This window comes from Cohnella soli, assembly GCF_042655525.1.
Lineage (GTDB): Bacteria > Bacillota > Bacilli > Paenibacillales > Paenibacillaceae > Cohnella > Cohnella soli.
Window position 1 is genome coordinate 485,383 of the sequence record NZ_JBHSMI010000029.1, and the last position, 15,061, is coordinate 500,443.

Genomic DNA, 15,061 nt, shown 5'->3' on the forward strand with positions numbered 1-15,061 from the left:
GACGTGTCCATGCGCAACGGCATATGTACCTCTATTCCGTAGGCATCGGAAGACGCGACGAAGAACGACGCCGTGTCCGGCGCCGTTCATTCGTGTATCCGTCAAGCTTGCTTACCGATGGCCAACCACTGAATGAAACCTTTCGGTTCCGGCCCAAGCCTCGTGCGATAAACAACGAGTTCGCATTCCGTTTCTTTTTTGCCGCCAAGAACGCAGCTGCAGGAAGGATGGTCGGACATCGCGATAAACGTGTATTGATCGTCCGCAAACGGCGTTTCGAACGATACGGTAAGCGTGATCGATTCTGCCGCACCTTGGAACGCATAAGGCTGATTGCCGAACAGAATACCGATTCCGGGCATTTGTGCGATAAACGGAACGAAGCTAAGCTTGCTGACCGATACGCTGCCGTTCTCAAGAGCTTCCCCAGAGACGGTGCCCGGTGCCAATTTCTCTATTGTGACGCTGCCATCCGCCAGTTGCTCCGTGCCGACCGCGCCGATCGCCAGCTTCCCGCTGGTCACCGCCCCGTCATGCAGACGCTCTTCTCCGATGCTATCGCCTACGTATGACAAGTAATCGAATAAAGAAGTCGACAGGTGGTCAGCGCTGACTGAACCGACAGCCAATTTATCCGAAGTGACGGAAAGATCCGCAAGTTTTTCGGATGTCACGCTGCCCACGGCCAGTTTCGACTCTGTTACCGCGCCGTCCGCCAATTGTTCCTTGCCGATACTGCCGTCAGCCAGCTTCTCTGATGTGATTGCGCCGTTCTGCACTTTTGCAGCCGATACGCTGGCTTCCGCCAATATGTCTGCCGTCGCTGAACCGAAGGCGAGTTGACCCGTACCGACGCTGCCAGTTGCCAGAATGTCCGAGGTCACCGCTCCCGCTGCAAGTTGATCGGTGCCGACGCTGGTCGGTGCAAGTTTTTCGGACGTTATGCTCTGGTCGGCCAACTTGTCGGTCGTCACGGCTAGTTCTGAAAGTTTATCCGTAGAGACGCTCGCGTCTGCCAGCTTATCGGTCGTTACAGCCAATTGCGCCAGCTTATCAGATGTCACGTTCAGATCAGCCAACTTGTCGGTCGTTACTACGAGATCAGCCAGTTTATCGGACGTTACTACAAGATCAGCAAGTTTCCCGGTCGTCACGCCGCAATCTGCTAGTTTATCGGATGAGACGCTCGCGTCTGCCAGCTTATCAGTCGTTACAGCGAGTTGAGCCAGCTTATCAGCCGTCACGCTCAGTTCTGCCAGCTTGTCGGTCGTCACGGCTTCCGTTGCAAGTTGCTCCGTTCCGACGCTGCCGCTTGCAAGATGCGATTCCGTAATGGCCGATTTCTGCAAATGTTCCGCGCTTACGGATAGAGGCGCAAGCCGTTCGCCGCTGATCGTTTCTTCGCCCTTCTTCAGCAAATCGAGCAAATCGGACCCAAGATGTGTGAGGGATATTTGGCCGTTCGCGAGATGGGAACCCTTCACCGCTTCCGATTGCAAATGCGAGCTCGACACGCTGCCATCCTGCAAGTGGTCTGCGCTAACACTGTTCGCGGCCAACTTCGCAGACGAGACACTATTTTCTGCGAGTTTATCGCCCGTCACGCTGTCCGATGCGAGATGCTCTTCCTTCACCGAACCCGGGTTTAGATGCTCGGAATCAACTGTCAGTTCCCCAAGGTGGTAGCCCTGAATGGAGCCCGGGATGATATGCGACGAGCTGACGCTTCTCGTCGCGATCTTTTCCGTGCCGACCGCCCCTGCCGCCAGCTGGCTCGAACCGATGCTTCCTTCCGCAAGTTTATCGGCAGAGATGCAGCCGTCTTCGAGCTGCACGGCACCTACCGAGCCGGGGGCCAGTTTGTCGCCGGTTACCGAGCCCGTCACGAGCCGGTCCTCGCCGATTCTCTCCCCGATACGCGACAAATACTCGAACAGCGCAGGAGCCAAATGTTCGCCGGTCACAGCACCTTCCGACAACGCTTGCCCCGTGACCGACCCCGACGCCAGTTGCTCAGAGCCGATACTTCCATAAGCGAGCTTGTCGGACGTGATCGAGCGATCCGGCAGTTTGTCGGCCGTCACGGCTCCGTCTGCGAGCTTCTCGGTTGTCACCGCACCGTCGACAAGCTTATCTGTCGCGACCGATCCCGCAGCGAGCTTATTCTCCGAGACTGAACTGTCCGACAACTTGTCGTTGACGATAACGCCGTCCGCCAGCGCATATTCCGTTACGGCGCCAACCATAAAATGCTCAGGACCGACGATGCCGAACGCGAGTTTGAGGCCCGTAACCGCTCCGTCCTCGATTTTCTCCGTCGTCACGGAACCGGTCGTCAGCTTGCTTTCCGTAATGATGCCATCCGCCAGCGTACGTCCCGTAATCGCACCTTCCGCGATATGAGCATCCGATACACTTCCAGGGGCTAACCGGTCGCCGGATACCGTGCCGACGCTGAGCTTATCGCCGGTCACCGAACCATCCGCCAGTTTCGCACCGGACATTGCGCCTTCCGCCCACTTATCGGAGGTTATGGAACCGTTGGCGAGCTTCTCTCCGCCGATCGAACCGTCTTCCAATTTCGAACCGGACACGGCTCCGTCCGCAATTGCGCTTGCCGTCACCGAACCCGCAGCGATATGTTCCGGTCCTACGGCGCCTGGCGCAAGCTTCGCGGTCGTCACGCTGCCGTCCAGCAGGTTATCGGATGATACCGCGCCTTCGGCCAGTTTCTGCCCCGTAATGGACCCATCGACGATATGGCTAGTGCCGACGCTTTCCTCGGCCAGCTTGTGAGCCGTGACGACGCCGTCCGCGATTCGATCCGAAGTAACGACCCCGATTGCGAGTTGTGCCGTACCGACGCTTCCTACCGCAAGTTTCGCTTTCGTAATCGACCGATCTTTTAGATGTACGGCTTCAATCGAATGCTCTTCCAATGCCGGCTGCTCCGAACGTTGCTCCCCGTTTCTGACGAGCTCCTGCAGCTCTTGAGAGAGATGAGATATTTCGACTGAGCCGTGACCAAGATGATAGCCGAGCACCGATTCCGCCCGCAGCTGCCTGCCGCCGACGCTGTCGGCTTGCAGATGGCCGGGACCGATGCTGTCTGCAGCCAGTTTACGTGAAGTTACGCCTTCATCGGCAAGCTTCTCGCTTGTTACGCTGCTATCCGACAGATGCGTCGCCGTAACCGACTGCGGCTTCAGATGGCTGGAAGACACCGTCTGCTCCCCGAGATGGTAGCCGAGAATCGAACGCGGAATGATGTGGGTTGAGGCGATGCTACGCGATGCGATTTTCTCCGAAAGAACGGAGCCGGCCGCCAAATGCTCCGCTCCGACGATACCCGGCGCCAGCTTGTCGGAAGAGATGCTGCCATTCGCCAGTTGCTCTTCTCCGACCGCTCCTAACGCCAGCTTCTCGCGAGATACAGATCCGTCCGCCAACCGTTCCTCGACGATCGGTTCGCCGACATAAGTCAAGTAATTCATTAGAGGCGCAGCCAGATGATCTGCGATTAACGTTCCGGGTGCCAACTTGTCGGCTGTCACCGCGCCTTGCGCCAACTGATGTTCTCCGATCGCCCCTAACGCCAGCTTCTTGCGAGACACCGATCCGTCCGCCAGCTTCTCCTCTAGGATGGAACCGTTCGCCAGCGTCTCGGCAGTTACGCCCTCGCGAGCGAGCTGTTCAGTACCGACGCTGCCGAATGCCAGCTTCTCCGACGTTATCGCTCTATCTGGAATTTTCCCCGTCGTGACGCTGCCTTCGGCCAGCTTATACGCCGTAATGGCCTCGTCGGCAATCTGACTCGTGCCGACGCTGCTGCCCGACAGTTTGTCGGTCGTGACAACGCCATCCGCTAGCTTCCCGGTCGTCACGCTTTCGTCCGCCAGTATCGATTCGGTAACCGATCTTGCCGCAAGCGCATTTGTGCCGACAGCTCCTGCTGCCAACTTGTCGGCCGTTACAGCTTCGTTCGCAAGCTTCTCCTCCGTCACGCCGCCATCGACGATGATGTCCGACGTCACCGCACCGAAAACGAGCTGATTCGTACCGACACTCCCGTGCGCCAGCTTCTCCGACGTCACCGCCCGATCGTCCAGCTTCTCCTCCGTCACGCTGCCGTTAGCCAGCCGGTCCGTCGTGACACTGCCGATTACAAGTTGATAGGAACCAACGCTGCCGAACGCCATTTTGTCGGAAGTGATCTGTCCGTCCGCCAGCTTCGCCCCCGTAACGCTGCCCCGCGCGAGCTTCGCCGTCGTCACTGCGCCTTCCGCCAGTTGTTCGGTACCGACAACGGCTTCCGCCAGTTTCTCAGCCGTTACCGCGCCGTCCTGCAACTTCTCCGTCGACACGCTGGCTATCGCTAAAATATCAGCCGTCACCGCACTGAAAACGAGTTGGCTCGTTCCTACGCTGCCTCCTGCCAGCTTATCTACCGTCACTGCGCCATCTATCAGCTTCTCCGACGAGACGCTGCCGTCCGCCAAAATGTCCTGCGTCACTGCGCCATATGCCAACTGACTTGCGCCGATCGTATTACCTGCGAGCTTATCGACTGTAATCGAACCGTCCATCAGTTTTTCCGTCGTGATGCTGCCGTCGGCCAGCACGTCTGACGTGACTGCCCCGGTAGCCAACTGGCGGGTACCGACGCTTTCCGGCGCCAACTTGCCCGATGTCACGCTTCCTTCGGCCAACTGAAAGGAAGATATCGCTCCTTCGACAAGATGTGCAGATCCAATACTGCCCAATGCCAGTTTCTCGGCAGACACGCTGCCGTCGGCGAGCTTCTCTCCGGTGACGGCGCGAGGAGCGAGCGCATTCGTCCCGATGCTGCTGTCGGCGATTTTATCGGACGTGATCGTCCGATCTTTCAAATGGACCGAACTGACCGCGTTGGGCTCGATCCGTTCAGCGTCAATGCGACGTTCGCCGTTTTTGGCGAGCTCAAGCAAGTCGGGCGCCAAGTGGGATACGGATACCGTACCTTTACGCAGATGGTAGCCATGAACGGCCTCCGCCTGCAAATGTTTGCCGCTCACGCTGTCGGGATGCAGATGTCCGGCTTGCACGCTGTCCGCTGCCAGTTTCCGAGCAGTGACGCTGTCATCCGCGAGCTTGTCGGTTGTCACGGCATAATTCGCAATGGAAGCTTCTTTCACGCTTGCCGCTGAGAAGTGAACGCTACCGATGACCCCGGCGCGCAAATGCCCCGAATCGATCACGTCGGGCTGCAAATGCAATGCCGACACCGATTGCGCCATGAGGTGGGTTTCCGTTACTGAGCCGGCTTGCAGCTTTCCGCCGTCCACACTGCCCTGCGCCAGCTTCTCCACCGTAACGATGCCATCGTTCAAATGCTGCGACTTGATGCTTTTTTCCGCCAGATGGATATCCGTTAAAGATTGCTCCGAAATATGCCGTCCTTCCACCGCCCGGTTCGCGAGATGCTGGGATTTCACTGCGCCCCCAGCGAGTTTGCCCGAATGAACCGAGGCGTCGGCCAGCGCATCCGTCGTGACGGATTCGTCGCCCAGATGAGGGGCTTGCACCGCCCCCTTGCGCAAATGAACGGCACCGACCGCCCCTTCGGCAAGAGCTCTGCTGGATACGGCACCATCCTGCAGTGCTCTCTCATAGACAGCGGCGTCCGCCAGCTTAGCGGCGTTAATACTGTCGTCGGCCAGCTTCGCTGCTGTGACCGCGTTATCCGCAAGTTTATCCGTTGACACGCACTCCGGCGACAGCTTCAGCGATGTAATCAAGTGGTCCGTCAAATGATGGGAAAAAACCGAGCGAATACCGAGCTGACGTTCTCCCACCGCTCCGGGCGCGATGTTTTTCTCCGTCACCGATTCGATTTGCAGCGCGGACGTGCCTACCGATCCGGACGCCAGATGCGAAGGTTCAATCGCCCCGCTACGAATGTGACGACCTTCGATGGAAGCACTCGCCAGCGTTTCTCCGGATACGGATTCCGGTTCGAAGTGGCGAGACTGCAGAGCTCCGGAAGCGACTTGCTTAGACCCTACGCTCTCCGCAGCCAAATGAGCCGTCTGAACTGCTCCTTGCACCAGATGCCGGCTGTTAACCGATTGCTCGCCGAGTTTGTCGGAGATGACAGCGCCTTGTGCGAGCTGATTCGTGCCAACTGCTCCTTCAGCCAGATGGGCGGCAGCTACCGACTTGTTCCCGAGCTGGGCGGAGCCGATCGCACCGTCTTGCACGTTCTCCCTGCCAATCGTCCGTTCGGAAAGATGTCTGCCCTCCACGGATTTGTTGACGAGGTGTCGAGACTCTATGCTGCCGTCGGCCAGCTTGTCGGAGGCTATCGAACCTTTGGCGAGATGCCTGACTTGCACCGATTCGTCTGCCAACTTGCCGGACACGACGCTTTGATCCGCTATTTTGGTCGAGGTGACCGCATGATCGACGATTTTCATCGTCGTTACCGATTGCTCCGCCAGTTTCGTCGCCGTGATCGCTTCATCGGCTACATGTTTCGTCTCAACGACTTCTGCCCCGAGGTGCTCCGCTTCTACCGTTCCGACCCCGAGGTGCTCCGATAGAACGGAATTCGGTGCCAGCTTGCTTGCGGAAACCGACTGGTCGGACAGTTCCCGCGTTCCGACCGCTCCGTCCGCCAGATGTTCCGCGGCCACGGAGCGCGGAGCTAAATGCTTTCCCTGCAGCACCCCCGACGCAATATGATCGGCCAGCACGACGCCTTCCGTCAGGTGCCCCGACTGAATCGCGCCTTCCGCCAGTTTTTCTTTCGTAACGGATCCGTCCCGCAGCTTGGACGAGGTTACGGACGCTTCGCCCAGCTTTGAAGTATCGACGCTCTCATTAGCCAAGTTCTCGCTGCGGATGCCGCCGCTGCGAATTTTGTCCGATGAGATGCTGCCGTCGAGTAGCAGCTCCGCAGAAATGACAGACAAATCCAAATGCTTGGATTGGATCGAACGTTCCGCGATTTTATCCGAGCTGATCGTACGGTCTGCGAGCTTCTCGGAAGACACGCTGCCGTCCTTCAATTTCTCGCTGGTAATCGACCGATCCCGTATTTTCTGACCCGAGATCGAATTTTTCGTCAAATGGTCGCCGATAACCGATTCCGGCGCGAGTTTGGAAGATGTAATCGAACCGTCGGCCAGTTTGATCGCGGTCACCGCAAAATCCGCAAGGGACTCCGTGCGCACGGCATCGCTGGCCAAATGTTTCGCCAAAATCGAATAGGGTGCAAGCTTCTCGCCGGTCACCGATTCGTCCGCATAATCGTCCGTATACACAATTGGGGCAGGACGCACTGGGATTCTCTTCTCGTCCAGCCGGGATTGGCGAGTGTTCCTGTCAAGCGTCGACTCTGCGGCGATCGCTTCCGAAGGCGATTCGTCCTTCACTGACTCTTGAGAAAAAGGGGCATTCTGGAGTTCTGTCTGTTGATTGCCCGCAACAGATAGGTCCGAAGTCGCCACCGCATCAGGCCGAACGGCATCGGCGGCTTCGACTGCGGCGAATGCTCCTGTTCCGGCAGCTAGCGTAGTGGCGATCGCAACGAGTTCTTCCGCATTTCCGTTCGCAGTCGCAGCTTCCGGTTGTCGATCTCGTGACGATTTGGACGATTGGACGAATTTGGCGGTAGTGGCCGGTTTCGTGCGAATCGGTCCGAGCGCGGAGGGAGCCGCTCTCGATTTGGCTGCCGCTTGAGCGTTTGTCGGCTGTTCAACGTTCGCTTTTGCGTCCGACTGCAAAGAATGCGACTGTTCCCGAGCGATCGCTTTAGCGCGTTCCTCGCCTGCCGAAGCCGGGGCCGAGGCGGAAACCGGCGCTTGCTCCGTTCTAGTCGCGTGGTCTTCATTGTGCTGGGGCGGCACCGCCGTCGCCGACGAATGAAGCGATATCGGTTTGGCGCTCGGTTTTTTTATGTCATCCAGCCATTGCAGCTCGGATTTGTTCGGATTGTCTACGTAGTATAGCGGCCGGCGCGACTTCGACGTTTTGCTCGACTTGTTCTTTTTCATGTCCCTCTCCTTCCTCTTCCATAGAAATCTTCAGTATCATATGCATTCACCCATAGGCGCGTCACACAATCGGGGAACGGGCGCGGACGATATTGGGCGGAACGAAGCGGAGCAGCGCGAAACAACCCAGGTTTCAGAAGAAACCGGGTTGCGTTATAATGAAAGAAAGATCGTCGGCCAGAATCGGAGGACAACGGAATGGATGCTCACACGCTCGAACAAGGCGAAGAACAAGATTTGGAACTGGACGCTAGCCAGGAAGCAGATACCTGCGACCATTCATCGCTCCCCCTCGACCGGTTGCGGGAAGAGATGATCGGCGAAGCTTCGGCGGCGCGGCTGGCGGAGACGTTCAAAGCGATGGGCGATCCGACACGGGTCAAGCTGATCGGTGCGCTTCTGCATCAGGAACTTTGCGTTCACGATTTGTCCGTTCTTCTTGACATGAATCAGTCGGCCGTTTCCCATCAGCTTCGTTATTTACGCAATATGCGTATGGTCAAACGGAGAAAAAGCGGCAAATCCGTGTTTTACTCGCTTGACGATGACCATATCGAACAAATTTTTATTCAAACGCTCCAACATCTCGAACACCGGTAAAGGAAGCTTGACCGAATGACTGGTCGCTCAGCGGCACATCATACATTTTATCGCGACCTAGCCCGCCTTCGACCGTGAAGGCGGGCTTTTTCCAAACAAGCTCACCGAAATATTTCGGCATTACCGTTTACTTTTTCACGGATCGAGCGTATATTATAAGCATCTTCAGATTTTGCCTTAGGGAAAATTAATGTCGCGAGCGCTACAGTTGTTACCATGTACAACTAGAGGATTACCTGAGAAGAGGTGTTTTCATGAATGACGATATCGTACTATCCGCATCCCGCCATTCCACTGCGGCGGCGGCTCCAATGAAGGCCGACGATCAAGGAGGCTGGAGACGCGAAAGAGACACGCAATCGTTGCCGGAGTCTTACCGATCGGTACGAATTCCGAAGAAAGGTTCGACATTCCGTAAGTTTCTCGCTTTTGCCGGCCCTGGATATATGGTTGCAGTCGGTTATATGGACCCCGGCAATTGGGCGACAGACCTCGCTGGCGGTTCGCAGTTTGGATACACACTGCTGTCCGTCATTATGATTTCGAATTTGATGGCCATCGTTCTTCAAGCGTTGTCCGGCAAACTCGGCATCGCCACGGGACGCGACCTGGCTCAGGCGTGCCGTGACAGCTATGGCAAGCGCACCAATTACGTCTTATGGGTGCTATGCGAACTTGCAATCGCTGCTTGTGATCTGGCTGAAGTTATTGGCGCTGCGATCGCTCTCAATTTGCTTTTCGACATTCCGATTTTGTACGGCGTCATATTGACCGCGCTGGACATTCTAGTCATTTTATTTTTACAGCATAAGGGCTTCCGCTATTTGGAGGCGTTCGTCATCGCTCTCATCGCCATAATCGGACTTTGCTTCGCCATCGATCTCATATGGTCTCAGCCCGTTGTGCGCGATGTTCTGGGTGGTTTCGTTCCTTCTTCGCAAATCGTCACCAATCCGGAAATGCTGTACATCGCAATCGGCATTCTCGGCGCAACGGTCATGCCGCATAACCTGTATTTGCATTCCTCGATCGTGCAAACGCGCGAATTCGAACAAACCGATTCCGGCAAAAAACAAGCCATCCGCTTCGCTACGTGGGATTCGACTATCGCATTGTTTTTCGCTCTATTTATCAATGCCGCCATTTTGATTCTCGCCGCGTCTGTCTTCCATACCGCCGGCAAAACCGATGTCGCGGAAATCGATCAAGCGTATCATCTTCTCGCTCCGATGCTCGGCTCGTCGATCGCCGCGATCTTGTTCGGTGTCGCCCTGCTCGCTTCGGGACAGAACTCGACGCTCACCGGCACGCTCGCCGGACAGATTGTTATGGAAGGATTTCTGAACATTCGGATTGCTCCTTGGCTGCGCCGGCTGATTACGCGGATGATCGCCATCATTCCAGCCGTTATCGTAACCGCGCTGTACGGGGAGAAAGGCACAATGGACCTGCTTATACTGAGCCAGGTCATCCTTTCCTTGCAGCTCTCGTTCGCTGTTGTGCCGCTCGTCCAGTTCACGAGCAATAAGAAGAAGATGGGTGTCTTCGTTAACAAGCCATGGCTTATCATTCTTTCCTGGACGATTGCCGTTATCATTATGGGGCTTAACGCGTATTTGCTTTACCAAACGTTTTTCGGTTGATCGATTTACGCCCATTCGAAAAAAGCCCGCTCCTTGCCACCGAGGCATGGAGCGGGCTTTCTTTCATGCATATGGCGCTCGCGTGAGCGCGGTAACTCGGGGCATTCTAGTAAGGCGCGGTTATTTCCGCTCATTCTGAAACTTCAGCCATCTTTCCGCCGTATGTTTCCATTGGAACTCAGCCAATACCCTTTCCCTGCCGTTGCGTCCCATATCCTTGCGCAGTGCTTCGTTGCCCAGCAGGAAACCGACATGTGCCGCCAGTTCCGCCGCCAACTTCGTCTTCTCGTTCGCGACAAGATAACCCGTCATACGATCGACGACGATTTCCTTCATGCCTCCCGCTTTCGTAGCGACAACCGGCAATTCTGCCGCCATCGCTTCGAGATTAACGAGTCCGAAGGCCTCTTGCCCGACGGAAGGGACCACGGCGACGTCCGCCATGACGAACCAATGCGGAATTTGATCATGCGGCACGTAGGGTTGAAAATGAACATGTTTGCTCCAGCGAGCGGCTTGCCTACGAAGCCTTCGCGAGTAAGGCGTCGGGCGGTGAGAACCGTAACGCGCGCTGCCGACGATGACGACTAGCACGTCGGGCACCTGCGCGACAAGCGCGGGAACGGCATCTAGCAAATAATGAATGCCTTTCTGCGGCACGAGTCGCCCGACATAAAGAACGATCGGTCGACGACCCCACCCTTTCTTGCGGCGCCATTCCGCACTGATTCTCATGCCTTCAGGAGACGATTTGCCGGTGAACCGCGCGACGTCAACGCCCAATGGATTGACTTTGATTTTGCCGGCGGAACCAGGAACGATATTGCCGATATACGATTTCAGAAATTCGCTATTTACTTGAATCGTATCGGCTGCACCCAAATATCGTGCTCTAGACGACACGTTCATGTAAGGAGGATTAACGAAAGTCGTTGAGTGCAAATTCAACCAGACACGGGCGTTCGGAAACGTTTTTTTCAAGTAAGGAACCCATTGAGGCCTGTTCTCGATTTGAATGACGTCCGGGTTGAATTTCACCAGTCTGTCTCGCACGAGCCGAATGTAACGCCTCTTGTCCGCAGCTGGCAGCCGTTCGATCCGGACTACGCCGCTCAGCCTGTCGATCGCGGGCAATCGCTTGGCGACTCTACCGTATATTCTCGTATCGACGGCATGAGACAAGATCGGAACGACTTTCTCTACGACGCGTTCTACCGAACCGCCCATCGACGACGGGACCGGATATGCTCCAGGGGTTACGAATGCCGCTTTCAGCATTTTCGCATTCTCCTTGCAGACCTATTCTAGGCTTGACGAAACAGCATATACGAATGGCGGGGAATCAGTCACGGCGGCTACCCGCCCAATCGCGACTATTGCACTTTAGCGGGCAATGTGTCACAATTCTCGGGAACAAACAAAGCGATTTGATAACAAAGGAGTGCTCGGCCGCATGACCCGATGGCTGCTGCGTTTGATGACGGAACTGTCGTCGCGCAAATTCGTGTCCCGTATGACGGGACGATTCGCCAAATCTTCCATGAGCCGCCGATGGATTCCGCGCTTCGCGAAAATGTACGGCATTCCGGTCGAGGATGCCGAGAAGCGGCTTGACGAATATGTATCGTTGAACGATTTCTTTACCCGTAGACTGAAACCGGGCAAACGTCCGATCGATCGTTCCCCGGACGCGCTGGTAAGCCCTGTGGATGCCAAAATTACCGGCTGCGGCGTCATTCAAGACGGCTTGCTGCTTCAAGTTAAAGGACAGGACTATACTTTGGACGAGCTGCTTAATGGCTCGCCACGCATTTCCCAATACAAACAAGGCTACTATTGGGTGCTTTATTTGAGCCCGACGGACTACCATCGCATCCATTCGCCGTGCGAAGGTGAAATCGTCGAAACCGAGCACATTGTCGGCAAAGTATACCCGGTCAACGAGTTCGGTTTGACGTCGATGCGCCGCGTACTGTCCCGCAACGAACGTCTCGTAACCTACATACGCAGCGATGTTGGGGAGACTGCCGTCGTCAAAGTCGGTGCGCTGAATGTGGCAAGTATCAAATATGTCTCGTCGATGCCGAAATTACTCGGTCGCGGTGACGAACTCGCGTATTTTGAGTTCGGTTCGACGATTGTGCTGTTGACTGAAGACGGTACGCTGCAACCGCGTTCGGATCTCCTCGTCGGCGACAAAGTGCGCATGGGAGAGAAGCTTGGAACGTTGCTGCGGCGTTCTTGAGTCCATCCAATTAAAAACGGCTTCGGCGTCCACATACATTCGAAGTTCGAAAAAGCTCGCCCGCTAAGCCGAATGGCCGACGGACGAGCTTTTTTTGTGCATAGGACGCTATTTCACCGTATTTCCGACGGGCTTTTGCCGGTATATTGCTTGAATTGGCGGCTGAAGAAGAAAATGTCGCGATAACCGAGCGCGTCTGCCACTTCCGTCACGTTCATCCCCGCATGCATGAGCAGATGCTGCGCCCGCTCGATTCGCGTGCGGATCATGAACGTCTGCACCGACATGCCAATCAATTCCTTAAACTTGATCGAGAAATATCGCGGCGACAACCCCGCTCTTTTGCCCAAATCTTCTACCCGGTGCACGACGCCCGGATGCTGCTGAATATAGTTGGCCACTTCGCGAATGCTTTCGGTCAACTGATTGCTCGCCTTCCGCTCCACGGGTTCGTCGCGATCATGCCGAAGCAGGTGAATGAGCAACTGTTTCAATAGGAGCTGAGCTTCAATTTCCGCGGCGAACGTCCTTACGAGGAACAGACGGACGTATTTGGCCAGCATATGCTCAAAATCGAACGTATCTTTTAATTCCCTATAGGGCTCTGGAATTTCCGACACCGGCTCATCGACGTCAAAATGAATGTACGTAAGTACGAGCGGTTTCTGCGGATTATGAGTTGCGCTCGTATGATCGCCGGGACGGAAAAGAAAGCAGCTTCCCTTGCCAAGCGCGTAAGGCTTGCCGTTCAAGAATAGCTCGCCTTCGCCGCTCCAGACGTAGAACATGTCATAGTTCGCAAGCGGCTTTTCCCTCTTCTGCCATTTCCAGCCCGGCTCGCAAGAGATTTTGGCGAATGCCGGCAACAGCCGTAGCGACGACGGAGATATGTTAAGCATGGGCGGTTCCTCCTTGAGCATGATCGATGTTCAGCCATCCAAGCCGAGCGGCCGCGTCCCGAATGGTCAGTACGCCCTTGTCGATGCTCGTCTCGTTTAAATGCGCAAAGCCGAATATGGCGGACTTTCCGGGCGGCTGGACGTTCCCGGCCTCTTCTGCACAGCTATAAACCGCCCCGTCTTTCCACATCACGCCACGTGCAGCGCATTCCTTGACAAGCAGTTCGTAGCTGTTGTCGTCCAGTTTCCATTTCGCATATAGATGAAGTCCCGCATCCGACGGAACGACTTCGAACAGCTGGCCGATCATCTCCTCGATGCCTGATCTCAGCTTTCGCTCGAGTTTGCCGAATGTTCGTCGCATGCGTCTCATGTAGCGGTCGTACCCGCCGCCCGACATCCAACTCGCCAGCGCTTGCTGCTCCGCTATGCCCGTCGGGTGCGGATCGTACAGCCCTTTGGCTACAGAGAAAGGGACGATCAGTTCATCCGGCAGAACCGCATAGCCAATGCGAACTCCCGCCCCCATCGAACGCGAGAACGTGCCAACGTAGACGACCCTTCCTTCCTTATCGAGCGACTTGAGCGGTTCGATCGGCCGGCCGCCCCAACGGAAATCGCTGTCGTAATCGTCTTCGATGATCCATGCATTGTGTCTGGCTGCCCAGGTGAGCAACGCCCTTCGCCGTTCATAACTAAGCACAACTCCGGTCGGAAAATGTCTTGTCGGCGTCACGAACAGCAAGCCGGCATCCCAATCGTCGATCGTGATCCCGCTCGCATCCACAGGCTGCGCAACTGCTCTCGCTCCTGTTGCGCGAACAGCCAGTCGAATACCCGTGTAGCAGGGATTTTCTACAATCGCAGTCTTTCCTTCCTCAAGCAGCAATTGCGTCAACAATACGATCGCCTGCATCGAACCGCTCGTTATGACGACTTGCCTTGCTTCGCAAGCGATGCCTCTTTCTTTGCGCAAACGCTCCGCAATCGCTTGCCTCAGCTCGTGACACCCTTCCTTCTCCAGGCCGACTCTCCCCGTCTCTCCGAGCAATTTCCATTGGGAAGCGACTTCAGCCTTCCACTCCGACCAAGGAAACCATTCCGAGCCGACGCCTTCTGGCACGAAGGATACGGTTGCTTCCGACAGCTTCGCGACACGTTCAGGCAACATCGACTCCCGATCGGCTTCTGCGGCCAACAGTCTGTGCGCCCACTTCGTTAACGCTGGCGCAGCCTGCGGGACCGACTCCTTCTTCAGCGTGCCCGTTGAATCTGCCCAATCCGGTCGCCCTCCAATAACGTCATTTCCCGCGACGAAGGTGCCTTGGCCGATGCCGGCTTGCACGAACCCTTCCGCAGTCAGCATCTCGTAAGCAACGCTGGCGCTTCCTCGCGACAGGCCGTACAACGAGGCCAGTTTTCTCGTCGAAGGTAATCTTTCTCCTGGAGCGAGCCTGCCTTCCGTGATCGCTTCCCGGACGGCCAAGTAAAGCGCCAGATGTTTGCTGCCGCACTCGGCCAGCTTAACGGAATACGCAAACGGGGAACTCAGCGGACCCGCCTCCTGCCGTTCATAATGGACCAGTAATTTTAATGTAAATTGGATCTTTTCACTTGTCAATGCCAACGCTACACTAA

General features: G+C 56.1%; 7 protein-coding genes. 3 read left to right on the top strand and 4 right to left on the bottom strand.

All coding sequences use genetic code 11. The annotated features are described in order from the left end of the window. Positions 1-101 precede the first annotated feature (101 nt). Entirely contained in the window at positions 102-8,036 is a 7,935-nt protein-coding gene (locus ACFPOF_RS22520; protein ID WP_378136837.1) for a WIAG-tail domain, read from the bottom strand. Positions 8,037-8,234: 198 nt separating this feature from the next. Here ACFPOF_RS22520 and ACFPOF_RS22525 point away from each other — a divergent pair, with 198 nt between their 5' ends. Further along, positions 8,235-8,636 (top strand): ArsR/SmtB family transcription factor, encoded by a 402-nt coding sequence (locus tag ACFPOF_RS22525; RefSeq protein WP_378136839.1) that lies wholly within the window; start codon positions 8,235-8,237, stop codon positions 8,634-8,636. Positions 8,637-8,947: 311 nt separating this feature from the next. Next, positions 8,948-10,279 carry an Nramp family divalent metal transporter gene (locus ACFPOF_RS22530; protein ID WP_378137123.1) on the top strand — a complete coding sequence of 444 codons (1,332 nt, stop codon included), beginning with the start codon at positions 8,948-8,950 and terminating at the stop codon, positions 10,277-10,279. A gap of 120 nt (positions 10,280-10,399) precedes the next feature. On the opposite strand, the gene ACFPOF_RS22535 is transcribed toward ACFPOF_RS22530, so the two are convergent. Next, on the bottom strand, positions 10,400-11,557 hold the full coding sequence (locus ACFPOF_RS22535; protein WP_378136841.1) for a glycosyltransferase family 4 protein: 1,158 nt from the start codon (positions 11,555-11,557) through the stop codon (positions 10,400-10,402). Positions 11,558-11,732: 175 nt separating this feature from the next. Here ACFPOF_RS22535 and asd point away from each other — a divergent pair, with 175 nt between their 5' ends. Further along, complete coding sequence (asd, locus tag ACFPOF_RS22540) at positions 11,733-12,524, top strand: archaetidylserine decarboxylase (RefSeq protein ID WP_378136842.1); 792 nt, start codon at positions 11,733-11,735, stop codon at positions 12,522-12,524. Positions 12,525-12,637: 113 nt separating this feature from the next. On the opposite strand, the gene ACFPOF_RS22545 is transcribed toward asd, so the two are convergent. Continuing rightward, positions 12,638-13,423, bottom strand: coding sequence for a helix-turn-helix domain-containing protein (locus ACFPOF_RS22545; RefSeq protein WP_378136843.1), 786 nt, complete (start codon positions 13,421-13,423; stop codon positions 12,638-12,640). Further along, positions 13,416-15,050, bottom strand: a complete 1,635-nt coding sequence (gene pdxR / locus ACFPOF_RS22550; RefSeq protein WP_378136844.1) for a MocR-like pyridoxine biosynthesis transcription factor PdxR — start codon at positions 15,048-15,050, stop codon at positions 13,416-13,418. The genes ACFPOF_RS22545 and pdxR overlap by 8 nt, the downstream gene beginning before the upstream one ends. Between the last annotated feature and the right edge of the window lie 11 nt (positions 15,051-15,061).